We start from the raw sequence: 25,288 nt of genomic DNA, 5'->3' as shown, positions 1-25,288 counted from the left end.
TGGAACGTTCAAATATCTATGAAATATATTTCTGCATTATTTTTAATCCTATTTTCTTCCTTTCAAAGTTTTGGCCAAAGTACCTTGCCCGAACACTTTTTAGATGGAAAGGCAGTCATTTTGATTTCCTCTGCACCCAGTGCGAGGCCCCCGATGGACTGGAAAAATATTGCGGAAGAAATCCATCCAGCATTGGTAGAAGCCGGCGGGGATCCCATCGGCTATTACGAATTGGAAGAAGTCATACTTTCTGAGGAAATTCAAGCTGCTTATGGAAAAAGCTTCTTGCAGCGTATGGTAAGGAATATTGTCACGGTTACCCGTAAAGGAAACGGTGACTTTTTTGTCAATATCATGGAGTTTTCTGGAAACAGCAATATTATAAACGCAGGAAACCACTGGTCCATTCAGGCGGACAATATGGAAGTCCTTCAGGAAAACCTTATTGCAGCAGGGAAAGGCCTTAGGTCAAAGAACCTGATGGCTTTGGACGTACCCAGTTTTTTACCTCCATTGGTAGGTGGGGCGGAGCCAAGCCCATCACAAGAGAACAACCTCCCGGTTTCCTCTCGGTTTATTGCCAAGAATCCCTTAAACCTTGATGTTTTTAAATTGGGAATCCCCCTTTCAGGTGCATCAGGTGAAGCTGCCTTGCTGACACAGTTCCGTTATGATCTTTTAGGCAAGTCCTCTGATCAAATCCTAGCGGCTCAAAGAGCTGAGAAAGCCAGTCTAGAAAGCATTTTAGACCAATTCTATCCGTATGAAACAGTTTTTTTAACCTCTATCCGATCTGATAAAGAACTTATTTCGGACAAGATACAGTTCGTCTTAATGAGGGTGGAAGGGCGTGAAGCTGACCTTATGGAAAGCATGGGTTTGAGCTCTTCAGCACTGTCTGATAAAGATAGAATTGTGGTGAAATATTATATCAAGTTCCTTGTTAGAAATGAGTTATATATTGGACCTACCTGGGATGCAGAGCCCAATGGAAAAGAGGCTTTGATTAGTTTTCTTCAAAATCTCAAGACTGAGGAGTAAATCATAATGTTTAAGAAAAAACATGAAAAAGCCTCTCTTATAACCAAAGTAGGAATACAGGAGAGGCTTTTCTTTTCTGAAACCAACCAAATTACCAAGCTCTAAATGGTGGTGGAGTGATTCCGTTTAACCGTAGATAAACAATCAAATTACCCCTATGGTGAATACCATGTGAATCAATCAAGCCTTCCACTTGGCGACGGGTAATTTTATTGCCTCCAAAAACCTCCACTTCTTCCCCCAGTTCACTTTCTGATAAAGATGAATAGGTCTCAGCAACAAAATCAAATGAAGTTTTTACAGCATCAGCCAGTTCAGCCTTACTCATGCTTTTATTCTCAAAATCAACACCTGGATTTCCCTCCTTAAGAAAATTATTGGCCATCATTACATTGCCACCTGCAATATGCATAATGAGCTCTCTAAAACTGGAAACTTCATCTACAGGCTTAAAATCCAATTTATCCTCAGGCATGGCTTCAAGTATTTCCACCGTATAGGCTTTCATATTTTGCCATTTTGCCAAGAACTCCTCTTGGTTTGTCTGGGCATTTAAGGTATATAGGGAAGATACACTTAGAAATAGCCCCAAAATCAATGACTTGAAAATCTTTTTCATATCGCTTAAAGTTTAGGTTAAGTATCTAATTTCGTGAAGTTTCACCATAAATAGTAACATCTCCAGCAATATATTATGCATTAAATGAGAGATTCTGATCTATTTTTTATCTTTGGAACTATGAAATTCAAAAATATTTGCTGGATTGTTGGGTTTGTCTTGTTTGGCTGTGATCAGCATTACCTACCAAAACCAAAAGGTTATAACAGGATTGACCTTCCCGAGAAGTCCTTTGAAGCCCTTACAGACTCATACCCTTACCAATTCCAGAAATCAGTATTTGCCCAAACAGAGGCTGATTCCTTTAATTTAAAGGAAGAAAATTGGATTAACCTGCACTATTCCAGTCTTGGGGCAAAAATCCACCTTACCTATAAACCAATAGATGGAAATAAAGAGACGCTAAAAAGCTATCTTGATGATTCCTTTAACCTCACTGCAAAGCACCAGGTCAAAGCCTATAGTATAGAAGAGGGGGTAATCAAAACACCACATGGATATACTGGAGTCGTTGCAGAGCTGAGCGGCGAAGTACCTACTCCCTTTCAATTTTTCGTAACAGATTCCACCCAAAATTTCTTAAGGGGAGCGTTGTATTTTAATACAGCTGTAAAAAACGATTCCCTTGCCCCTGTAATTGAATATATAAAAGAGGATATGATCCACCTGATCAATTCCCTCAAATTCAAAAACTAAGGCCTAGTTTTTGACACCAATAGTTTTTCCAAAACCATTTGACATTTAATGAACTTTAGTTTACAACGATTAAGCATTTTGGCAATTGCACTGATAATGAGTGCCTGTTCGGTTTTCAATAAAACCAGCCAATCATCAGCGCCTGCTCCAAGCCCAACAGAAAAAGCCACAAAGCCCGCAACTACTCCTGAGATTGCCCCGCAACCCGAGGAAGAAACAGTTGAAAGCCTACCTTCCTTCACTGCTCCCAGTCGTGAAATGCGCGGTGTTTGGATAGCTACTGTGGCAAATATTGACTGGCCTAGCTCTGGAACGGATAGTTTTGAAAAACAGCAAAGGGATTTTATTCAGATTTTGGATTTCTATCGTCAGCATAATTTCAATGCAGTATTTGTCCAAGTAAGAGCTGCAGGAGATGCTTTTTATCCCAGTAAATTGGCTCCTTGGTCAAGGTATTTAAGTGGAAAAGAAGGACAATCCCCAAAAACCAAATTGGACCCTTTGAAATGGATGATTCAAGTAGCCCATGAAAGAGGCATGGAATTTCATGCTTGGCTGAACCCATACAGGGCAACTTTCAATCTGAAAGTTGAGGAACTAAGTCCCATGCATGATTATTTCCGTCATACTGACTGGATGATAAAATACGGCAGTAAATATTATTATAATCCTGGAATACCTGCTGTAAAAGAACATATGGTGAACATTGTCCACGAGGTTTTAAGTAATTATGATATAGATGGAATCCATTTGGATGATTATTTCTATCCATATAAAATCCCAGGACAAGAATTTAAAGACCAGAATACCTACAAAAAGTATGGGAACGGCCTTAATCTGGGAGATTGGAGGAGAGCCAATGTAGACGGACTTATCCACAGCCTAAGTGACTTGGTGAAAAATGAAAAACCCTGGGTACAGTTTGGCGTAAGCCCTTTTGGCGTGTGGAGAAATGCAGCTGTTGATCCAAAAGGTTCCATGACCCAAGCGGGCCAAACCAATTACGATGACCTTTATGCAGATCCATTATCTTGGGTAAAAAATGGATGGGTTGACTATTTGGCTCCACAGATATATTGGAGTCTGGACCATCCACAAGCCTCACACAGGGAACTCGTGGATTGGTGGTCCAAAAATGCTGGCAGTACCAGAATTTATATTGGAAATGGCAGCTATAAAATCAGAAACGATAAAGATGATGCCTGGAAAAACAGTTATGAAATCCCCAACCAAGTAGCAGTAGGAAGATCGAAATCAGCTGTTGAAGGCAATCTATATTTCCGTGCCCGATCCCTAATGGGAAGCAATAGAGATGTGGCCAGCCTGCTTTCCCAAACGATGTACGAACGGCCCGTATTAACCCCCAATAAGGCAAGAAACAATGTCTTTGAAAGTCTTAACCCTGACATATCCACTTTCCATATATCTGATAGAGGCCTGCAGGTAGAAATAGACAATGCTTATTTGGCCAAGTCAGTGGCCTTATTTGGTTTTAACACCAGTGGAAAATGGGAATTGGTAGAAAGCCAATACACTGGCACATCCATCGATGGAAAGACCTTTATGTTCGACAGCTATATGGTACAGAATTACCCCTATTTGGCCATTGGTTTCTTGGGCAACTTTGGAGAGTTCTCACAAGTTAAAATTTGGAAGCCTTAATCACCTAGAGAACGAAACAATAAAGTTCAGGTACAATTGAAGAGGCATCAGAAAATATTAGAGGAAATGAAGATTTTGATCTAAACACTTTCATTTTATAATCTCGTATATTATTAACCACAGATGTTTATAGATTAATACAGTTGTTATTATCCTTTTATCATAATCTGTGTATATCCCACTTCTCCTTGCTTGGTTATCATCGGCTTTTGATTTAGATAGCGGGCAATTATGCTTCACCTGCCTTGAATCCATTGACATATTGTGGACTATTTGAATATCTACTTAGAACAAAAAAAGCCCGCTTGATATTCAAGCGGGCTTTTGACATTTAATATATCTATCGATTAGAATAACTTAATCTTGTTCCAACTCTTGATAAGGATTAAGAACCCAGCAGCACTAATCAATGAAGCTATGATAGCTGAAGTTGTATTATCATAAATCCAGAATCCAATGGCAAAAAGAGCGGCATAAATTGCGATAGATCCAGTAACCATCAATCCAATTTCAAATGGAAGCTGGCCTTGCTCTGCTTCTACCTCAGGATGCTTATCCAAAAGCTTTCTCCAACCATAAGCTGCTGGCTTTACTTTTTTGTAGAACGACAACAATACCTCATCTTTTTCAGGCTTGGTCACCAAAGTTACCGTCAACCAAGTGGCAGTAGTGATCCCTACACCATACAGTAATTTCAAGTATTCCATTCCCTCAGGAATGTTGATAAGTCCTAATTTAGGGTTAATGGTTTCGAAGAAAATGGCTACGATAAATGAAATGATCATCGCTGAGATTTCAGTATAGGCATTGATTCTCCACCAGAACCATCTTAAAATAAAGATCAAACCAGTACCAGCTCCAATTTGCAATAGGATATTAAAGGCTTCCAAGGCATTGGAAAGAGCAAGTGCTAGAAGCGCAGCAAACCCCATCAATACCACAGTAGAAATTCTACCTACCATTACCAAATCCTTATCACTGGCATCAGGCTTCACAAATCTTAAATAAAAATCATTTACCACATAAGATGATCCCCAGTTAAGGTGTGTGGATAAAGTTGACATCACCGCAGCAATCAAAGAAGCCAATACAATACCGATCAGACCAGTAGGCAGGAAAGTCAACATCGCTGAATAGGCAAGGTCATTACCCAATTTATCCGCAGGCATATGAGGGAATGCCTCTTGCATATCGCTGATCTGAGGGAAAACCACCAAAGACGCCAAAGCGATAATAATCCATGGCCAAGGTCTCAAGGCATAATGGGCAACGTTAAAGAACAAGGTTGCACCAATCGCATTTTTCTCATCCTTTGCAGAAAGCATTCTTTGGGCAATATATCCCCCACCTCCTGGCTCAGCTCCTGGGTACCAGGTAGCCCACCACTGAATAGCAATTGGCATGATCAACAAAGGAATCACCAAGTTCATATCATTGAAATCAGGGAATAGGGAAAGCTTGTCAGACACATTAGGGTGAGCAAGCAAATTATCCAAAGAACCAATTTCAGGCAAATCAAGAATATAAAATGCCGCACCGATAGCACCAGCCATAGCTATGAAGAACTGGAAGAAGTCAGTTAAAAGCACCCCCTTCAATCCACCAAGTGAACTATATACCACCGTTACAATAGAAGCGATCAATAGAGTTTGCACCGGGCTCAACCCCAACATCACCCCACCAATCTTAATAGCTGCGAGAGAAACAGTCGCCATAATGACGATATTAAAGAACACCCCAAGGTAAATGGCCCTAAAGCCCCTAAGGAATGCAGCTCCCTTTCCACTATACCTCAATTCGTAAAATTCAAGGTCGGTAGTGATTTCGGATCTTCTCCATAATTTGGCATACACAAATACAGTCAACATCCCTGTCAAAAGAAAAGCCCACCATACCCAGTTACCAGACACGCCATTCACACGTACAATATCCGTAACCAAATTTGGTGTATCGGCAGAAAATGTAGTTGCCACCATTGAAACACCTAATAACCACCAAGGCATATTTCTTCCCGAAAGGAAGAAGTCTTTAGCACTTTTACCAGCAGACTTGGAGGTAAAAAGACCAATCAATAAGGAAATGATGAAAAAGGCCGCAATAATGCCCCAATCAATTGGAGAAATGTTCATAATATCCTAATGTAAATTTTAAATTGTATTAATTTCGAATGCTTTTGAGATTGAAAACTATTCCCTTCTTTAAAATTTGTTTTACAAAATTTTACATTTAATAAAACTTACTTTTGAAATAATTTTCACTAATGTATTCAATAATTCAAGAAATTCAAAAACCCTCTATTTGAGGCTCAAAATAAATTTCCTTCAAATAAAATAAATCTTATCGAAAACATATATTATTTATTATGTTTTTTATTTTTGCATTCGGTTTTATTGTATAAATGTTTCAAATTCTTTTGATTTCAAACATTTGAATTAAATTTATCGAACAAACAGGAATAGAGGTTGGAGAGAAAATATATTTTTAACATTTCAGTAAAGTAAAAATGGAAAGGGTCATTGACGATATACTAGTTGATTATGGGCAGCATGAAGCAGTGTCGGATGTAAAAAAGTATGGTTCTGGTCATATCCATCAAACCTATTTAATAGACAGTACCTCAAAACAGTTTATTCTTCAGAATTTCAATACCAGTGTATTTCCTTTTCCTGATAGAATAGCAAAAAACTTAAAGGTAGTCAACGAGCATCTTGAAGGTAAAACCCTTGATTTCAATCTAGTTCTACCTATGAAGACTGCCAACGGAGCACTTTTTTCAGCTGTGGACCAATCTTCTTACAGACTTTTCCCCTTTATTTCTGGAGAATGTATAGATAAAGTATCTTCTTCCCAACAGGCCTATTTGGCTGCAAAGGCATTTGGAGGTTTTGTAAAAGCCTGCATTGGAATAAACACCAATGATTTAGAAGAAGTAATTGAAGGCTTCCACAATCTTTCCTTGCGCTTTCGCCAGTTTGAAAATGCCTTAAAAGCAACTACGATCGAATTACATGATGAGGCAAAAGAATTGATAGAATTCTTTAAGCATCAGGCCTTGTTGGTAAGGAAATATAAGTACTACGAAGAAAATTTACCTTTAAGGGTGACTCATAATGATACCAAGATCAACAATGTAATTTATGATAACAGCTTCTCCAAAATCAATGCGGTAATTGATCTTGATACGGTCATGCCAGGATTTATTTTCTATGATTTTGGCGATTTAGTGAGAACAGTCAGCTGCACTGAGGAAGAAGCTTCTTTGGAATGGGACAAAATAGATGTGGACCTGGACAAATATGCCGCACTACTAAAAGGCTTTGTAGCAGCCATGGGCAATGACTTAACTGAAGAAGAGAAAAGCTCACTACCTTTTGGAGGGGAAATGATGGCCTGCATAATGGGCTTGCGCTTTTTAACGGATTATTTAAATGGGAATATTTATTATCCAATAGAATATCCAGAGCATAATTTCCATAGAGCTAAAAACCAAGGCTTATTATTAAAGGCCTTGCAAAAAAAGAGGAATGAAATTGATCAAATAATGAAAGAGGTGTAATCAACCTCTTTTTTTATGCCCAAACCAATTACTAAGACAAGCCATCGATCCATTAACAATCAAGCTCCCATATTAGAGCCAGAATTGAATTTTGAAAATCCTCGGAATACAAAACAATAAACCCAAAACCAAAATCGTACGCAATAAGTATTGAAACATTTTGGCATTACTTCAAATACTTTAATATATTAGGGATCAGATAGTAAATTTTTTTTAATAACTTAAACATAATAACATAAAAAGTCTATTTACTTATACTGATTAGACTTTACCACAATAACATAGTACTCCATGAAAAAAAGAGCATTTCTGAAAAATTCAGCCGCACTAGCAGCTGTATCATTATTACCAGGATCTGTATGGTCCATGGCTAAAGGTAAAAAACTTCGCACCGCACATATTGGTTTGGGAGCGATGGGGATTGCAGATTTGAAATCAATCGCTTCCCATTCTTCTGTGGATGTAGTCGCACTTTGTGACGTGGATTCTAAGGCCTTGGCTACTGCCAAAGCTATGCATCCAAATGCAAAAACCTATAAGGATTACAGGGAAATGATGAAGGAAATGGTAGATAGCATTGATGCTGTAGTGGTATCCACTCCGGATCATACTCATGCACCAGCTTCTATGTTGGCCATGGAAAAAGGCAAGCCTGTATACTGCCAGAAGCCATTGACCCACCATGTCACCGAGGCCCGAGCGATGAAAAAATATGCTGAAGACCATAATATCATCACCCAAATGGGTATTCAGGTGCATTCCTTTTATGACTATAAACTGGCTACCCATTTGATCCAGTCTGGAATAATTGGCAAGGTGAAGACTGTAAGGGCATGGTCTCCTAAAAATTGGGGCTATGATGGACCGGTTCCAGAAGGAAATGATCCAATTCCAGAAACGTTAGATTGGAACCTATGGCTAGGAACTTCGGCCGAAAGACCATATAAAGAGGGCGTGTACCATCCTGGAAATTGGAGAAAACTATTGGACTATGGATGCGGCACACTTGGAGATATGGGTGTTCATATTTTCGATACTCCATATAATGCATTGGAACTAGATGTCCCAATGACCATCAAAAACAAATGTAGAAAGCCTACTGGATTTGGATTCCCGGAAAACAATGAGGTAACCTATGAATTTCCACAGACACCTTATACCACCAAGAAATTGAAGTGGGTTTGGTATGATGGACCTGGAGCACCTTCAAAGCATAAAGACCTTAAACTTCCTAATGAAGATAAATTGCCTGGACAGGGCGCCATGTTTATTGGCGAAGACGGAAGAAGACTACTTTTGCCTCACTTTATGCAACTACCTAAATTGATCGTAGACGGGGAGTATAAGGAACTTGATCTAAGCGGTACAGAGCATATCGGTGAGCCAGTTAGAGACTATGATAGTGAGGGCAACAAACACTATCATCAATTTGTGGATGCTTGCTTAGGAAAAGACGAAACAAGTGCACCATTCTCATATGCAGCGAGACTTACAGAAACCATCCTATTAGGCACCATTGCTGGTAGATTCCCTAATAAGAAATTGCACTGGGATGCAAAATCTGGTCGATTTGCAGAAGATGAGGTAAATGAATTATTGGATGCTCCTTACAGAGACTTCTAATAAACATTTTAATTATTAAAATACATAAGGGACTTCGGTCCCTTTTTTTATTTGCCCAAGTAAGAAGCTCATCAAAAAAACTCCAGAAGTTATCATTTATAAAAAAAAGCCGTTAAATAACACATACAAGACATTCATACCCATAAACAGGTTATTTCTACATTATTCTAGTATTTAGAATTATATTTAATAAAAGATTTTTAGCCATGCCTCTATTTATGGACTTTCATCAGTTCGACCACATCACCCTAGAGGATGTAAAAATGAGCCTGATCAGAAATGAGGCTATGTTGGAAAATTATGGGGTGAAATACCACCAGTTCTGGGTCAATGAGGACACAGGCACAGTTTTCTGCCTGATAGAGGGACCTGATAAGGCCACTTGTGAAAAGGTCTATCCATTATTGACCTATAAACAGATTGTATTTTCTTTGAATGAAGTGGAACCTGGATTTTTTAAAAACATGAAAGGTGTCAATCCATTTATAATCCGGGATCAAATTGAAGAACAACATAGAATTCCTGATTTAGGAAATAGATACATTCTTTCACTTAGCCTATGGCTAAACTCACCTCATTCGAATTATTCAACACCTATTCCCTCTTGGGCTATCGAGGTCATCAAAGAAATAATGGAAGAAAATGAAAGTAAGGCTTCATATGATTATAAGACCGAAGACTTTTTAGCCCAATTCAAAGAAGGAAATCAAGCATTTTCATCTGCCTTAAAGATCCAGTCCCAACTCATTGAGTTCAATAAACACGCCCTACAACCTGTTTCTTTCAAAATAGGACTTTGTGATAGCAAAACAGAAACATCAAATTATTTGAAGCCTGCCATTCAATACGCCCAATGCCTTAGTAGGATTGCAAATAATGAACAGATATTGGTGTCATCTCCTATGGCAAAACAAATCCAATATGGCGCTCAAGGAGACTCATCCTCTATTAAAATCATATCTCCCGCTGAAGAATCTTTCATTCTTAAAGTCTGCAAAACATCTGATCTCAATTTATCGGATCAAAATTTCACGATATCTAAGCTATGCAAATATATAGGCATTAGCAGGCCACAACTATATCGCAAAATCACTGCTATCACCGGAAGATCTCCTATAATTTTTCTTAGAGACCTCCGTCTAGAAAAAGCCCGAGGGCTATTAATGAAAAAAACGGAGAATATTGCCCAAGTAGCCATGGAGGTCGGCTATAGTAGCCCTTCCTACTTTACTAAATGTTTCTCTGAAAAATTTGGGTATAAGCCATCCTATCTATTAGCTCATTGATTTGTATGTCAATTTTATTCTCTAAACTATTTTTTTTCTCGCCAGAACTATTTCCTTCCACATACCATAAAGAGCCTTTGAAAGAAAATAGGCTTTGCGACATAATCTCTTTTTTATACCTAAGACAATTTAGCAATCTTGTATCCTTATTTAGATAAAAGCTCCTATCCTATTTAGCTAAATTTTAAAACATTAGCTCCAAAAAAATACGTATATTATAGAAACTCTATATTGATTTTCAGAGGTTTAGCTTTAACATTATAGTCCAAAGCTTATGAAACATCTTTATCTACTAATCCTCATATTTACCTATTCTTTGGGGTGCACAACGGAGCATCAGGAAATAGAGCGGTTTTCAGAAGAAATAGGACAAGAAAAAATGGCTGCACTGAACCAACTAGTTGCATCCTACGAACACTTTTTGTTTACCAAATACCCTGATCCGGTAAAAATATCAGACAAGACTTTCCTTTTTTTGGAAGATGTAAAGGAAAACAATTCCCTTAGCATCAGGAACCTCCCAAATACACCAGCTATCCTTAAACTGATGGAGGAAAGTGGACTGAGGAAAGACATATATATCTATAACTGCGAAAAATCCAGCTACCCTTCTTACCCAGTGGATCAATTGATCCCTATTGAATATCCGGCTAATTCCCTTGATCTCAGCATGAATAAATCCCCATCAATACAAAATAAGTTGATCCTTCCCGTTTATAATCAACCTACCGAAGCTCCAACAAATAGCGATTCGACACTATTATTCAACAAGAATGGATTATTCATGTATGCGCTGGCAAAGGTGAAACAAAAAGACAGGAGTTTTATGACTTATGTAGAGGTCAAATACACTTATGGAGACATCCATCCATCACTTTTTGCACAGAAACACTTGGAGCAGCTAGCGGGAGAAGAACTAAGTTGGTTCCAGCGTTTGCCCCTGGTCATAGACATTTACTATAAGCTAATGCTTACTAAAAACCAGGAGGAAAATTATTTTTTATCCATGGACAAATCAAACCACCAGTAATTTCGTAAACACTACCATAGCTTATTAAAACCGTACTTTACAATTTATTATTCTATTTAATCTTTAAATTTGATTATGCTTAAATGGTCAGATATAATTCGATTTACCAATCAGGGAAATCCAAGCCCAAGTAAAAGGGTAGAAAAATCAGCTCAAGAATGGAAAGAACTGTTAACGGAAGAAGAGTTTCATATTACCCGATTAAAAGGAACAGAAAGGGCCTATAGTTCTGAGCTTTGCAGCATGTTTGACCCAGGGAAATATGCATGTGTTTGCTGTGAAACCTTACTTTTCGATGCGGAGGGAAAATTCGAAAGCGGATCTGGGTGGCCTTCCTTCACCCAACCTCTAGAAAGCAATGCCGTTGCCTATCATAAGGATGAAAGTTTTGGAATGGTTAGAGTGGAAATCACTTGCAATACTTGTGATGCCCATCTAGGGCATGTTTTCCCAGATGGGCCAGAACCTAGCGGCCTGAGGTATTGTGTAAATGCCGTGTCACTGAAAAAGGTTGAGTAAGCCATTTACCATTTCATAATAGATTAATCATGGTATTGAAAATTGGTTTTGGAGGAGGTTGCCATTGGTGTACAGAAGCAGTATTTCAATCATTAAAAGGAGTCCAACAAGTCCGCCAAGGCTGGATATCAAGTAAAGCTCCTTTCGATGAATTCTCAGAGGCTGTTCTGATCAGTTTTGACCCTAATGAAATATCTCTCCATGACTTGATTGAAATCCATTTAGCAACACACGCTTCCACATCAAACCACTCCAAAAGAAATAAATATCGTTCCGCTATATATTACATTTCCTACGAACAAAAAGCCCAAGCCACTGAATGCGTTGATCAGCTTCAAAAGAAGTTTGATTCAACTATTATCACCCAAATTTTGGAATTCGACAATTTTAGAGAAAACAGCACTGAGTTCTCCAATTATTATTTGAACAAAAGAGACGCTCCCTTCTGCAAACAATATATCAGTCCAAAACTAAAATTAATGAGAGAAAAATACGGAAGCTTATATAGGAGAGACTTCCTTTAAACAAGCCTCCCTCTCTAATTTCCAATAACTAAGTTTAACTAATCCCTATAAAGCGCTTCATATATTTTCTTGCCCTTATTGGTCATAAATGGCTCCATCAACTCCCAAATATGCAAAGACATTTCACCAGGCTCATTAAAGGCATAATGCGAAAGAACCTCTTTCTGAGACAGCCAAAAAGTAATGAGTATTCGAATGGTGTGTTGAAGACGTAGGTAGGAAGATTCCAGTTTGTCCTCCATCAATCCTTCTTCTACAAAGCGACTGAAGAAACCCCTAATTTGACCTTTTCTCAATTCCAGAGTTTCTTGAAGAACCTTACTCACCTTTGGATTAGCCCTGGAGATTTCCAAAATATCCAAATTGAAAAAGGAATAATGTGTTTGAAATTTTTCTAGATGTTTCAATAAGAAATGGAATTGTTCAAATGCATTTTCACCCTTTTCATTTGCTGTATAGGATGGTCCCATTTCCATCCTCATATGATCATAGATAGCAAGCAATAAGGCTTCGCGGTTATTGAAATGATAATCCAAATTCCCATGACTTATTCCTAGTTCCGCAGCAATATGTCTACTGGTTACATTTTGTGCACCATTCTCATTATAAAGCTTTACTGCAGCATTAATAATCTTATTCTTTGTGGATACTTTCTTTTGTTTTTCCATGAATTAAGGGCATAAAACCTCCTCCACCAATAACACTTTTTCAATATCTCTGGGAGGAAAATAATTTACTAAAGAACAAATAAAAAAATATATCACTTTAAATCCTCAATTTAAAATAGGTTTTTTACTATTTAGGATACATAAATCATAAAAATCAACAAACAAGTTATTCAAAGAAAACATTCCAAGTAGTTATATGCTCACTTTTAACTTAATAATATCCATCCATTTGTGTAGAACAAAGCAACGATTACCTTAATTCATTCAATATCTTAGCAAACTTCGCCGCTTTTTTCCTGTCTTTCTTTTCTAATTGATTCAATTCTAAGGGATTTGCTTCCAAGGGATCATCATCGATTTTATAAATATCTCCATTTTCATACAATTTCAAGACTCGGTCATGAACGAAGCGCTTATCCTCAAAATTGCCCCAATTAGGAGCATAGTGGCAAAAAACCCAATCTCTTGTTGGAGAGTTCTTTCCCAATAATTGGGGATAAAAGCTCAGCCCATCAGTCAACACTGTCTTATCTTGCCCTTGCTTGGCCGCTTCCAAAAGTGTAGGCACAAAATCCGTAAAGTCAATTAAATTATCATTCACTGTACCTGCTTCAATTTTGCCTTTCCAATTTGCTATCATTGGAACATGGGTACCTGCTGCAGTTGTATGCCCCTTATCTCCTTTAATCAAATTACCATGCTGAATGGAAGTCACATCATGGTCAGTTCCATTATCCCCAATAAACATGATAAGGGTATTTTCTGAAATTCCATTTGATTTTACTGCATCAAAAATTCGCCCCAATAGCTTGTCCATATAGCTTACCATTTCACCGAAATATTTCGGATCGTTAGTTTTACTTTTAGCATCAAAGTCAGGGAAGAATTCGTTATCAGGGGTTGGAACAAATGGATCATGAGTCAGGGCCATAGGAAAATAAACAAAGAAGGGATTGTCTCTGTCCTTTTCAATGAAGTTAAGAATACGTTCCACAAAAATATCTGGTCCAAATCTACCTTCATAGACTTTATCTCCAGATGGGCTGCTTAACAAAGGATCCTTGTAACGACTGCCCAATTGCTGCACTTGCCATAAGCAGTAATCATCAAATCCAGCATCTTTTGGTAGAGAGCCCTCCTTATCACCTGCCAGTTTCCGTTGATGTTCATTGCCAAATAGCTGCCATTTTCCAGCAATAAAATTATCATATCCAGCCGCTTTTAGATAATGACCAAAAGTTTTCTCTCTTGGATCGAGCAAACCGAAGCCTATATAATTTCTAAAATTATATTTTCCGGTCATCAATTGCACTCGACTTGGTGTACATAATGGGGTCGAATAACATTGGGTAAAATTCATCCCATCTTTTGCCAACTGGTCTAGGTTTGGTGTTTGATAACTTTCACTACCATTTACCCCCAAAGTCTCATAGCCCAAATCATCAGCCATGATCAAAATGATATTAGGCTTTTGCTGAACTTCCTTCTGAAAAGCAGTGGCATTAAAAGTAATTACCAGCAATAAAAATATAAGTATGTGTCTCATGTCCTAAATATATATACATTTAAAAGGGAGGTAATCAGCCTCCCTTTTAATAAATTTAATTCCAATTTGGGTTTTGCTCCAAATTAGGGTTCAAAGTAAGTTCATCTCTAGGAATGGAATTCAAATAATCCTGATCAGACCTAAATCCATAACCATCTGGCATAGCATCTTCAAAATAATCCACTAGACCATCTTCATTTACCTTTACTGCAAAACCAGGGAAATCAGATTGCTCAAATGGATAGCCCAATGGCCGCTTGCCTACAAATAATGCGTGGGCAGCCCATCTTCTGTAATCATTAATTCGCTGGCCTTCCAAAGCCAACTCTACCCTTCTTTCGTTTCGAATGGCATAGAGCGCATCATCAATTGGATAACCATAATCCAAAAGATTATCTCCATAAGCAACCTGTGGTATTGCTTCGAAATCAGGCATGCCCACTCTTTGCCTAAGAAGGTTTAGCTGCTCCAAAGCCACCGTTCCATCCAATTCATATTTAGCTTCAGCATAGTTCAAAAGCACCTCAGCATAACGGAAATAAATCCTACCCGTCTGGCTATATCCTCCAAAATCTGCCCCAGCTGCTGGAGAAAATGGATTGGAGAACTTCTTCACTTGGAATCCTGTGGCGCATAATTCTTCTGAACCACCATCCAAGAACGGCTTATTAAATACCTGTCCGGCACTTGCCACCCTTAGATCTCCAGGAACCCAAACTGTAGAATGCAATCTAGGATCACAATCGTCGGCTATTTGGCTTAAAAAGGCATTTCCCTTTGTATTACCTGCCAAGCCCATATAATCATAAGGCTGTCCATCTTTACCCAAATAAGAGGTAACCAATGACCAAGTAATCGCCATATTCCTGGTTCTACGAGTTGTATAAAACTGCAACTCATGGCCCAACTGTTCAGCTGTGCTGGCTATTCGGTAAAATAACACCTCATTTACATCAGACATATTATCCAAACCAAACAAGGTATAATAATCACTCTCTGGATTTCCAGTGTTGTAAATACCTGCAGTATAATTCCCATTTATCAACTCCTCAGCAGCGCTAACGGACTGTTGGAAATATTTATCCGGATCTGCTCCAGCAGTGCCAAATTCAGTACCCGCATGATACTTTTGCCAAGTACCTTCAAATAGCGCAACCTGCGTTTTGAAGGCCAAGGCAGTTTCTTTATTCAATCTAGAATTACCTACACTTGAACGGAGCTCTAAATATTGAATAGCATTATCGATGTCTGCAAGGATAAAATCCGCAACTTCTGTCCTTGGCGCCCTTGGATCCAATAATTCCTCATCTTCTGGGAATAACTGATGATCATAGATCGGCAAATCTCCATAGGACTGAAGCATTTCATAATAAAACCAAGCCCTGAAGAAATGTGCTTCTCCCAAAAACTGTTGGTAAGAACTCAAATCATCCTCCACATTGCCAAGGTTATCGAAAAGAACATTGATACTTCTAATATCAGACCATTCATTGGTCCACTGGCCATTTCTGGTTGCTCTTGCCCCATCCAGCACGGCATTCGGGGTAGCTACTATCAGGTTATCGGAATTATCCTCAGAAATAGGAAGGTTAGCACTTCCATGACTAGGGAATTGTGCATAATATTTCTTCACATAATTTTCAATATCATTGCTGGTCCTAAAGAAATCATTGACAGAAATCTGGTCCTCAGGGGGATTATCAATAAAATCCTCGCATGAAACCGTCCCCAACAACAACAGGAACATACTCGCTATATATTGTATTTTCTTCATGTCTATTTGCTTTTTGATTAATAAGAAACCTGCAGTCCAAATGAAATGATACGGTCCGCGCCATATGTCTTACCTACACCCCAGCTACTACTAACTGCCACAGGGTCAATTCCTGAAGGAAGACTAGAGAAAGTGAATAAATTCTCACCAGAAACATACATTCTGAGATTGCTCAAACGCAACCTGTCTAATACAGCATTTGGTAAAGTGTAACCCAATTGCACATTTTGTATTCTCATATAAGCACCATTTTGCAAATATCGACTACTGGTAATCCGGTTTTTATTGTTCTGTGCATTATTGATATAAGGCCTAGGAAAATAAGCATCCAAATTGTAATTGGCTTCTCCTTCATTTAAACCAGTATATTTGTCTCCTACCTGATCACGGAAATAATCCAAGTGCTCTGGGAATAGAGAAGACTGGTTTCCAGTTCTGAAACCCCAGAAAATGTTTTCTCCGCTTCCAAACCAAAGATCACGCTTAGCCACGCCTCTGATAATCATGGAAAAATCAAATCCTTTATAAGCTGCACCAAGATTTAATCCGTACTGAAAATGTGGTGTGCTGTTACCTATAATGCTCAAGTCACCATGATCCTCCAAGGTGTTTGCTCCAGGCCCTACCACTCCGTCACCATTGGTATCCAAATACTTAACATCCCCCGTATTCCAAGCCAATCCACCAACAAGTGGTGTCAAATCTACTTCTGAGGTATAGGTATCTACATCTTCTTGTGTTCTGAACAGATCATTTGCGGTATATCCCCAAATTTCACCCTGTTCTCTTCCTTCATACCAATCGCTTAAAACACCATTTGGATTCAAATACTCTGTAATTACCGCTTTGCTATCGAAGATGTTGAATCCAATATTATAGCTGAAACCACTTGATAAGGTCTGATTCCAAGAAATGCTGCTTTCCCATCCTCTCGATCTCAATGTAGCATTATTGGAAGCTGGAAGAGCAGCTCCTAGCACGCCTGGCACTGGGGATACTGGACCAATCATATCAAAGGTCGTTCGCTCAAACCAGTCAAAGGTTAGCTTTAATTTTCTTTCCAAAAATGTCAAATCTGTACCAATATCGATGGTTCTTGCAGTTTCCCATGTCAAATCAGGGCTTATCAAGGCTGGTGTACCAGCAAAACCGATTGGTCGACTACCTCCTTGTTCAAAGATCCAATTGACTGCATTTCCTGAAAGAGGTATCAACAACAAATCTTGGTATGGATCGGTGTTTTGGTTTCCAAGTTCACCCCAAGATCCCCTGATTTTCATGGTGTTTACGACATTGCTAATTGGCTCCCAAAAAACCTCTTTGTCAATATTCCAACCCAATGAGAAAGAAGGGAAAAAGCCCCATCTCTTTCCATCTCTGAAGCGGGAGCTACCATCATAGCGTGCATTTGCTTCTAAAAGGTACTTTTCTTGGAAATTATAATTAAATCTACCAAAATACCCTTGAGTACTGATAGTCTGTAAACCTTCATTCATCTGGATCTCCCCATCAGCTGTATTTAAAGATGGTACATCTTGAACCAACAGATTGGTTCTAAAACCAGTTAAACTACGTGTCTTGAACCGTTCAAATTGCGTACCCCCCATCACTTTAAAGTTGTTGTCCTCACCGACCTTAAACTCATAGGAGGAGTAAATATTGGTAGTCCAGTAGTTATTGCTCCAATGTGTGGAGCGAATATTACTAGGAAGTGTGTTTCCACTAGGCGTTACAGTGCCATCTACCAGGTGATCGTAAACGGTCAACTCTTTACTCTGATAAAACTGATCCACATTTCTCATGGCAAAATCAGCATGAATGGTCCATCCTTCCACTGGTCGGAAATCTGTTGCAAAGGTATGCCAGTTCTCCACTGTTTCTGTAACATCAGTCCCTGCATCATTTACCCAAGGAATCTTTGACTGGATCATAACATTTCCAAAACCATCATACAGCGCATTGGTAGGCATCGTTCTGGCAATTTGATGGAAAATCAAATCATAAGAACCTTGACGATCCATATTAGGAATCTCTCTCACTTGCTTGGAGAAACGTGGTTGATAAGTAAAATCCCAATTATCCGTAATCGAGGTGGTGATCTTACCCATAATATTATATCGGTCAAATGTATCTGTACCGTAGTTTAGAACTCCCTCCTGACCAAACAAACCAGCTGAGAAATAATAGGAGGTTTTATCTGTCCCCCCTGAAATGCTTACATCATGCTTTTGAATAAAACCGGTTCCGAAATACTCATCAAACCAGTCTCTATTGGCATTACCAAATTGATTAAAACCCCACTGATTGGTATTGTTAAGATTCGGGGTGGTTTCAAAATAGATAGCGTCTGCGGGGAAGTTTGGACGGCTCCTTAGAAAATCATAATCACCAGCTTGATAGGCAATGATATTATCTACTATTTCATTTCTGAAGAATCTACCTCCAGCACCCGGCACAGCAGTTCCTGCCTCATTGATTACACGGGCATGGGTATATGAGTTAAGCATGCTAGGCAGATTTTGGGGACTTGCCACAGAAACACTACCAGAATAGGAAGCTTTTAGTTTTCCTCTACCGGATTTGGTAGTGATAACAATTACCCCGTATGGAGCTCTTGAACCATAAATAGCTGAAGCTGCTGCATCCTTTAGGACTGAAATAGATTCTATGTCATTTGGATTTAGACGGTTCATATCTCCAGGAATACCATCAATAATGATATAAGGTTCTCCACCTCCATTAATGGATCCCATACCTCTGATCTGAATTCCCATATTGGCTCCTGGCTGAAACCCAAAATTTCCTACATTAAATGTTAATCCAGGAGAGGTTCCCTGTAAAAGCTGGGACACTGTAGGAGAAGGGCGACTCTCAATAAGCTTTCCATCAACCACATCCACAGCTCCTGTAAGATTGGTAACTTTCTGGGTTCCGTAACCAACGACCACCACTTCTTGTAGGGCCTGGGCATCTTCCTCCATAGTTATGTTTATTACAGTACTATTTCCAACCTGGATTACCTGGGATTTATAGCCAATGAAAGAATAAACCAGTTCAACACCTTCTGGAACACTAATACTATATTTACCATCTAAATCAGTAACGGTCCCTTTGGTAGTTCCCTGAACGGTGATAGTTACTCCTGGAAGTGCTTCGCCATTAGGATCCAATACAGTACCCGTTACGGTAATATCAGCTATAGCTACTGGACTTACAAGTCGTAAATTTTTCTCCGATTTCTTTACATGAATATTTTGATTGACTTGCTTGAACTCCAACTGGGTTTGCAGGGCAATATTAAGTAAAAGGTCATACAGGCTTCTATTTTCCTGATTAATGGAAATGGCCCCTATACCTTTTAATTCTTTATTGGTATAGACAAAGTTGAATCCAGAAACTTCTTCTATTTTATCAAAAGCTTCTAATAATGATGCCTCACTAAATCCAACCTTAACTTCTACTTCTTCGATACTCTTAACCTGTGATTTACTGTCATTTGCCCACAGGAAACTCATCGAAAATGCCTGAATTACAAAAGCATATATAAAGAGCTTTGTCATGTAGGTTATGTGAATAAGTATCCTTTTGTTCATATATTTGAATGTTAATTGAATTGATTGATAATCTGTTTGATTTAACATCATCTGGATGCGGGTTTGGCGATTTGCAATCCAGATACCTTTTGCAATCCGAGACTGTTAGCGCAGTTTCGGATTTTTCATTTCTTTTGGGTGTTTTGCTTATCGAACTTTATTTCATAGGCCTTCTTTATTGCTTGAATTTTATTTTCACATTACTATCGTTAATCTCATAATCAAAACGTGCTGTATAACTAAGTCCTTCTAGGATATTACTTAGGGTTTCATTGGTATAAATACCTGATACCCACAAATCTTTTTTATCCTCTTGTGCAAGACTGATTTTGACACCATACCAATTTTCCAAAGTCCTCACCATTTCATTAACCGGTGTTCTATCAAAAATTATTTTCTTATTTAACCAAGCTGTAGTAACCTCCTTATCGAATCTAAAAATGTCCATTTTGGTTTTGTCAGGATCTATCATCACCCCGTCACCCTTCTTTAAATAAACTTTCCTATTAATTGCGCTATCCATTACTGCAACTTTTCCCGTTAATAGGGCCACCTCCATAGATTCCCCTTCATAGGATCTAATATTAAAAGAGGTACCAAGAGCAGTTGTGGACGTATTTCCTGTATGTACTATAAATGGCCTTTCCGCATCCTTGGCTACTTCAAAAAAAGCTTCCCCTTCAAGAAAAATCTCGCGTTTCTCCGGAGTAAAATTCTTCAAATACCTGACTTTACTTCCTGAGTTGAGTTTCACAACTGATCCATCTGCCAAACGCAACAATGACTTTACACCAGGAGGTGTACTAAATTCTGTATAGGAAATGATCGGTTTTACTTCATCCTCACTTTGAGATAAAACCAAATTCATCAAAATGCTTAAGCTAAAACAAATGGCCAATATTGCTGCAACCCTTTTCCACTGTGATCTAAACCTAGGCTTATATGGTTCATCGTATTGGGAAATTACACTGGCTGAATTAAGATAGACCACCTTTGGTCCATGTGACGAACCTTGATCATCCTCCTCTTCTATCTTATTATCAATCGCGTCCCACATCTCTTGTTTTTCAGATTGTGTAATGCTTGGACTCTTGTTGGACATATTAAGCACAAGCTCTCTGGCGGCAACAATATCCTTGACTTTCGAGGGGTGCTTTGCGATATATGAATCCCACTGCGCATTCAAGGAACTCGTAGGCTGTAACACCCAACTTCTGAAATGAGCATCTAAAACAAAATCTTCGACTGAAAAATTAGAAATATCCATAATTAACTTATTCATACATATAAGTCAACAACAGACAAAAGTTATCCTTCTAAAAAGAAAAAAATTTTATTTATTTTTTTTAGTCTTCAAAATTGACTACCCATCTCGGCTCAAAAAGAGCCTAATTATATCAATCCTCTTACAGGTAAATCGTCTTGTATTAACAAGGGAAATGAAGAGTATTCGTAGCGATCAATAAAAAATGAAAACATGATTGATACTTTGAAAAAAAATCTCGTGTAAAGTGAATCGATAATCTGACACAGCTATAAAATACTATATAATATAGCTACAATAAAGACAATCAGACTTTTCTTTAAGCTTGATATTGCTTTCCAAGCCAAGGTATAAACTGATCTGATATTAATCCCCATTAGCTTGGAAACCTCTTCATAAGTCAGTTCTTCAAAAAAAAGTAAGTGGATTACTTCTCTCTGCCTACTGGGAAGTGAACTCAAGCTTTTTGACAATTTCTTTTGGATACTTGATCTCTGTTGCTCGTCAATTATCTGCCTTTCAAATGACTCAGTAACCAAATTGAATTCAAATTTATCGATCTCATTAGAGTGGTACAGTTTAGATTCCTTGGCGACCTCTTTTTGAATTTTATTACTAAGTGATTTGAACAAATACTGTTTAACGTTAGTCTCTTCCCTCAGATTTTTCCTATACTTCCAAAGGCTGATAAAAACTTCCTGAACGCAATCCTTAACAAAACTTTTATTGTTAAGGATTGCCATTCCATACCTATACATATCCTCCACATAGAAGGAATAAATTGCTTTTAATCCAGATTTATCACCATTTCTCAAATCCTCCCACCACTCATTGACGGAGTCCGCATTAACCGACTTGATCTGTATATCGTAGGAAAACATTAGAAGAAAACGAAAACTTTAGTAATAATTAACAATAAGATCTCTTTCAATCTAGCAAATATTTCCTTACGATTTAAGTGGTTTTATTATTTTTTAAATTTTTAAATCCTTTATTATACAAAATCTTCTATTAACACACTCTCTTGTGATGGTTGAAAAACCGTTAATCTTCAACAATGGTTAGTTCATCTCAGCATCCTTAATCCCCTGTAATAACTTGGAAAGTTCCTCAACCTTGTCTGGAAATTCTGCGTATAGATTATTTTTTTCTGCTAAGTCTTCTTTCATATTATACAGCTGTCCATCTGTTTCTATCCCATACCCTTCCTTATGCAATCCATCACTAAAACCTCCTGATTTTTGAGATAAAATCAATTTCCAATCTCCTTTACGGATAGCGAAAACTCCTTGGTGAGAATGATGCACTAAGTAGTCCCTTGCATCAGCACTTGCATTTTCTAAACTTGGCAACATACTAAGCCCATCAGGAGATACTGTGGTCTTCTTCGGGATTCCTAAAATATCCCTCACAGTAGCCATTATATCAAGGGAAGAAATCAAGCCATTGGTTTTGCTTCCTGCCTCTATCTGATTTGGCCATTTCACGATAAAGGGAACCCTATGTCCTCCTTCCCAAGCATCCCCCTTGAATCCTCTAAGGTTTCCATTGGCCTTATGACCATAATCTTGAATAACAGATGATACTGGCCCACTATGATTAGCGCCATTCCTAGCTGGAGAGCCATTATCACTTGTAAAAATCACTATGGTATTTTCTTCCAAACCTTTACGTTTCAAAGCCTCCATAACCTGCCCAACTGTCCAATCAACTTGCTGGACATAATCCCCATATGCACCTGCATCACTGCTTCCCTTAAACTCTGCCGCTGGAGCAATAGGGGTATGGGGTGCGGTAAGGGCAAAATATAAAAAGAAAGGCTTTTCCTCATTGACTTTATTTTCAATATAATCCACGGACTTTTGGGTAATAGCTGGCATCACTGCATCCAATGTCCAACCAGGAGCCATTGCTCCTGCTATTCCAAACATTCCTTTTGGCTTTTCTTCATCAGGAAAAGCAGTTACTTTTTCATTTTCAATAAAAGTATATGGAGGAAAATTGGGGACATCATCACCATAGTAATAATCAAACCCACTGGATTTAGGACCGCCCAAAATAGATTGGCTATAATCTACATTCTCACCTTTGGTTTCAATCGCAGGGATAGTATCCAAAGTTGGCCAGTCCCATCCTAAATGCCATTTCCCTATTGCAGCAGTTTTATATCCCTCTTGTTTCAACATTTGAGGCAAAGTAGTTCTATCCTCCTCAATCAAAGGGGAATCCCATGGCCATAGTACACCTTTCTTCAGTCTTGTACGCCAACTATATCGTCCCGTCAAAATCCCATATCTGGTGGGGGTACATACAGCAGATGGTGAATGCGCGTCTGTAAAGCTCATTCCTTCTGCTGCCAGCTGATCCAAATAAGGTGTTTTAAGCTTAGCTTCACTATTGTAGGAAACCAAATCCCCATAGCCCAAATCATCTGCTAATATTAAAACAATATTAGGCTTTTGAGTCGTTTTAGCTGGACCAGATGAGCACGAAACTATAGAAAGAGATAAAATCAGACATAATAAGGTATTCCAAAGTGTTTTCATAAATGGTTTGATTTATTTTAGGCCTAAAGACCTAAAAATAACAAAAAAACTAATGGCTCCCAAATAAACTTATAAATCTTAACTGTAACACCTAATCAATTAAAAACCCAGGCATAAAATCACACACATTACAGCCTTAATATTACTTAACACGTAGAAAAGAATATGAAACCCAAGAATAAAAAGAAAAATAAACCGGATAAGACTCCTTCCGAGGAATGGGATTTTAATGAGGGCTTTGGAGGAATTCCAGAAGATGTAGACTTAACCAAAAACATAGGCTGCGCCTCAAATAAAAAGTCTAAAAAAAAGGGCAACTGATCAGCTGCCCTTTGAATGGAATGGGTTTATTACGCGTCTTTCTTGCCATCAGGATAATAATGATTAACATCTCGCTGTGGAAATGGAATCTCAATATCATTTTCCTCAAAAGCCTCTTTGATTCTTTCCATATTATCAAAGTACACAGGCCAAAGATCCGCAGCATCTGACCAGATTCTTGCTACCAAGTCCAATGAGCTATCCCCAAAATTGGTGAAAAACACAACCGGTTCTGGATCCCTATGGATTCTCTCATCTTTAGCAAAAACATCCAACATGATCTTTCTGGTCTTCTTTAAATCTGTACCATAAGCTACGCCCACCTTAATTTCAGATCTTCTGGTTGGCTTATTGGACATATTAATAAGGTCAGAATTAGCTAATGCACCATTTGGAATGATAATATCTTTATTATCGAAAGTCTTCATCTTGGTGTAAAGAATATCAATAGACTCTACTACACCCAAATGGCCTTTCGCTTCAATTACATCCTCCACCTTGAACGGTTTAAATAATAAAATCAGAACACCACCAGCAAAATTGGCCAGTGAACCTTGAAGCGCCAGACCAATTGCCAAACCTGCAGCACCCAAAATGGCTACAAATGAGGTTACTGGAATGCCCAATACATAGGCAATGGTCAGAAATAACAGCACATATAACATTGCGCTGGTCAAACTCATTAAGAAATTGGTAAGTGAAGGATCGGGCTCTCTCTTAGCAATTACCAACTTAATAGATTTAATAATTTTGTTGATGATGATCTTACCAACAATGAAGATTAAAATAGCATATATTATGCTAGGTACAATGCTAGATAAAAGCTTTATCCCTTCATCATAAAGTGTCTGTAAAGTTTCGGCATTAATGTCCATAAGTAAAAAGGGTTGATTTTATAATGTATATTATTTAAAGAAATGGGCAATGCTTGAATATATCCCAAGCTCCCTTAATTTAATTCATTTATGGAAGATTATAAACTTCTCTAATATTAAAAGCAGATTATTTTGAACTATTTCG

At 38.2% G+C, this 25,288-nt stretch carries 20 protein-coding genes; 10 read left to right on the top strand and 10 right to left on the bottom strand.

Going from position 1 to position 25,288, the window contains the following annotated elements:
• Positions 1-18: 18 nt before the first annotated feature.
• Positions 19-1,041 carry an NTPase gene (locus tag KMW37_RS15845; protein WP_215225620.1) on the top strand — a complete coding sequence of 341 codons (1,023 nt, stop codon included), beginning with the start codon at positions 19-21 and terminating at the stop codon, positions 1,039-1,041.
• A 91-nt stretch (positions 1,042-1,132) separates the two neighbouring features.
• On the opposite strand, the gene KMW37_RS15840 is transcribed toward KMW37_RS15845, so the two are convergent.
• Positions 1,133-1,660 (bottom strand): DinB family protein, encoded by a 528-nt coding sequence (locus KMW37_RS15840; protein ID WP_215225619.1) that lies wholly within the window; start codon positions 1,658-1,660, stop codon positions 1,133-1,135.
• A gap of 120 nt (positions 1,661-1,780) precedes the next feature.
• Here KMW37_RS15840 and gldD point away from each other — a divergent pair, with 120 nt between their 5' ends.
• Positions 1,781-2,356 (top strand): gliding motility lipoprotein GldD, encoded by a 576-nt coding sequence (gldD, locus tag KMW37_RS15835; protein WP_215225618.1) that lies wholly within the window; start codon positions 1,781-1,783, stop codon positions 2,354-2,356.
• Between the two features lie 48 nt (positions 2,357-2,404).
• The gene (locus KMW37_RS15830; protein ID WP_215225617.1) at positions 2,405-4,018 is read left to right on the top strand and encodes a glycoside hydrolase family 10 protein; all 1,614 of its coding nucleotides are present in this window, start codon (positions 2,405-2,407) and stop codon (positions 4,016-4,018) included.
• Between the two features lie 347 nt (positions 4,019-4,365).
• Here the strand turns inward: KMW37_RS15830 and KMW37_RS15825 are convergent, their stop codons facing one another.
• Positions 4,366-6,147: a sodium:solute symporter family protein gene (locus KMW37_RS15825; protein WP_215225616.1), complete on the bottom strand. Its 1,782-nt coding sequence runs from the start codon at positions 6,145-6,147 to the stop codon at positions 4,366-4,368.
• A gap of 374 nt (positions 6,148-6,521) precedes the next feature.
• On the opposite strand from KMW37_RS15825, the gene KMW37_RS15820 reads away from it, so the two are divergent.
• The 6 genes from KMW37_RS15820 (at position 6,522) to KMW37_RS15795 (ending at position 12,556) form a co-directional block, all read left to right on the top strand.
• Positions 6,522-7,574 (top strand): phosphotransferase enzyme family protein, encoded by a 1,053-nt coding sequence (locus KMW37_RS15820; protein WP_215225615.1) that lies wholly within the window; start codon positions 6,522-6,524, stop codon positions 7,572-7,574.
• A gap of 291 nt (positions 7,575-7,865) precedes the next feature.
• Positions 7,866-9,197, top strand: a complete 1,332-nt coding sequence (locus KMW37_RS15815) for a Gfo/Idh/MocA family protein (RefSeq protein WP_215225614.1) — start codon at positions 7,866-7,868, stop codon at positions 9,195-9,197.
• A 206-nt stretch (positions 9,198-9,403) separates the two neighbouring features.
• The gene (locus KMW37_RS15810) at positions 9,404-10,483 is read left to right on the top strand and encodes a nickel-binding protein (RefSeq protein ID WP_215225613.1); all 1,080 of its coding nucleotides are present in this window, start codon (positions 9,404-9,406) and stop codon (positions 10,481-10,483) included.
• 274 nt (positions 10,484-10,757) lie between these two features.
• A complete protein-coding gene (locus KMW37_RS15805) occupies positions 10,758-11,513 on the top strand; it encodes a hypothetical protein (RefSeq protein ID WP_215225612.1) in 756 nt (251 codons plus the stop codon).
• Positions 11,514-11,588: 75 nt separating this feature from the next.
• Positions 11,589-12,032 (top strand): peptide-methionine (R)-S-oxide reductase MsrB, encoded by a 444-nt coding sequence (gene msrB, locus KMW37_RS15800; protein ID WP_215225611.1) that lies wholly within the window; start codon positions 11,589-11,591, stop codon positions 12,030-12,032.
• 29 nt (positions 12,033-12,061) lie between these two features.
• Positions 12,062-12,556, top strand: coding sequence for a peptide-methionine (S)-S-oxide reductase (locus tag KMW37_RS15795; RefSeq protein ID WP_215225610.1), 495 nt, complete (start codon positions 12,062-12,064; stop codon positions 12,554-12,556).
• A 38-nt stretch (positions 12,557-12,594) separates the two neighbouring features.
• Here the strand turns inward: KMW37_RS15795 and KMW37_RS15790 are convergent, their stop codons facing one another.
• The 7 genes from KMW37_RS15790 to KMW37_RS15760 all read right to left on the bottom strand — a co-directional run bounded on the left by KMW37_RS15790 (position 12,595) and on the right by KMW37_RS15760 (position 23,947).
• Entirely contained in the window at positions 12,595-13,224 is a 630-nt protein-coding gene (locus tag KMW37_RS15790; protein WP_215225609.1) for a TetR/AcrR family transcriptional regulator, read from the bottom strand.
• Positions 13,225-13,474: 250 nt separating this feature from the next.
• On the bottom strand, positions 13,475-14,770 hold the full coding sequence (locus tag KMW37_RS15785) for a sulfatase-like hydrolase/transferase (RefSeq protein WP_215225608.1): 1,296 nt from the start codon (positions 14,768-14,770) through the stop codon (positions 13,475-13,477).
• Positions 14,771-14,825: 55 nt separating this feature from the next.
• Positions 14,826-16,544: a RagB/SusD family nutrient uptake outer membrane protein gene (locus tag KMW37_RS15780; RefSeq protein ID WP_215225607.1), complete on the bottom strand. Its 1,719-nt coding sequence runs from the start codon at positions 16,542-16,544 to the stop codon at positions 14,826-14,828.
• 17 nt (positions 16,545-16,561) lie between these two features.
• On the bottom strand, positions 16,562-20,137 hold the full coding sequence (locus KMW37_RS15775; RefSeq protein ID WP_215225606.1) for a SusC/RagA family TonB-linked outer membrane protein: 3,576 nt from the start codon (positions 20,135-20,137) through the stop codon (positions 16,562-16,564).
• 175 nt (positions 20,138-20,312) lie between these two features.
• Positions 20,313-21,419, bottom strand: coding sequence for a FecR family protein (locus KMW37_RS15770; RefSeq protein ID WP_215225605.1), 1,107 nt, complete (start codon positions 21,417-21,419; stop codon positions 20,313-20,315).
• Positions 21,420-21,670: 251 nt separating this feature from the next.
• A complete protein-coding gene (locus KMW37_RS15765) occupies positions 21,671-22,282 on the bottom strand; it encodes an RNA polymerase sigma factor (protein WP_215225604.1) in 612 nt (203 codons plus the stop codon).
• A gap of 180 nt (positions 22,283-22,462) precedes the next feature.
• Positions 22,463-23,947 (bottom strand): sulfatase family protein, encoded by a 1,485-nt coding sequence (locus tag KMW37_RS15760; RefSeq protein WP_215225603.1) that lies wholly within the window; start codon positions 23,945-23,947, stop codon positions 22,463-22,465.
• Between the two features lie 165 nt (positions 23,948-24,112).
• On the opposite strand from KMW37_RS15760, the gene KMW37_RS15755 reads away from it, so the two are divergent.
• Positions 24,113-24,268, top strand: a complete 156-nt coding sequence (locus KMW37_RS15755; RefSeq protein ID WP_215225602.1) for a hypothetical protein — start codon at positions 24,113-24,115, stop codon at positions 24,266-24,268.
• A gap of 29 nt (positions 24,269-24,297) precedes the next feature.
• On the opposite strand, the gene KMW37_RS15750 is transcribed toward KMW37_RS15755, so the two are convergent.
• Positions 24,298-25,143: a mechanosensitive ion channel family protein gene (locus KMW37_RS15750; RefSeq protein WP_215225601.1), complete on the bottom strand. Its 846-nt coding sequence runs from the start codon at positions 25,141-25,143 to the stop codon at positions 24,298-24,300.
• Positions 25,144-25,288: the final 145 nt, after the last annotated feature.

The sequence above is a fragment of the Echinicola shivajiensis genome, assembly GCF_018642165.1.
Classification (GTDB): domain Bacteria; phylum Bacteroidota; class Bacteroidia; order Cytophagales; family Cyclobacteriaceae; genus Echinicola; species Echinicola shivajiensis.
Note: the sequence above shows the minus strand (reverse complement) of the source record. Positions and strands in the feature narration are given on the sequence as shown.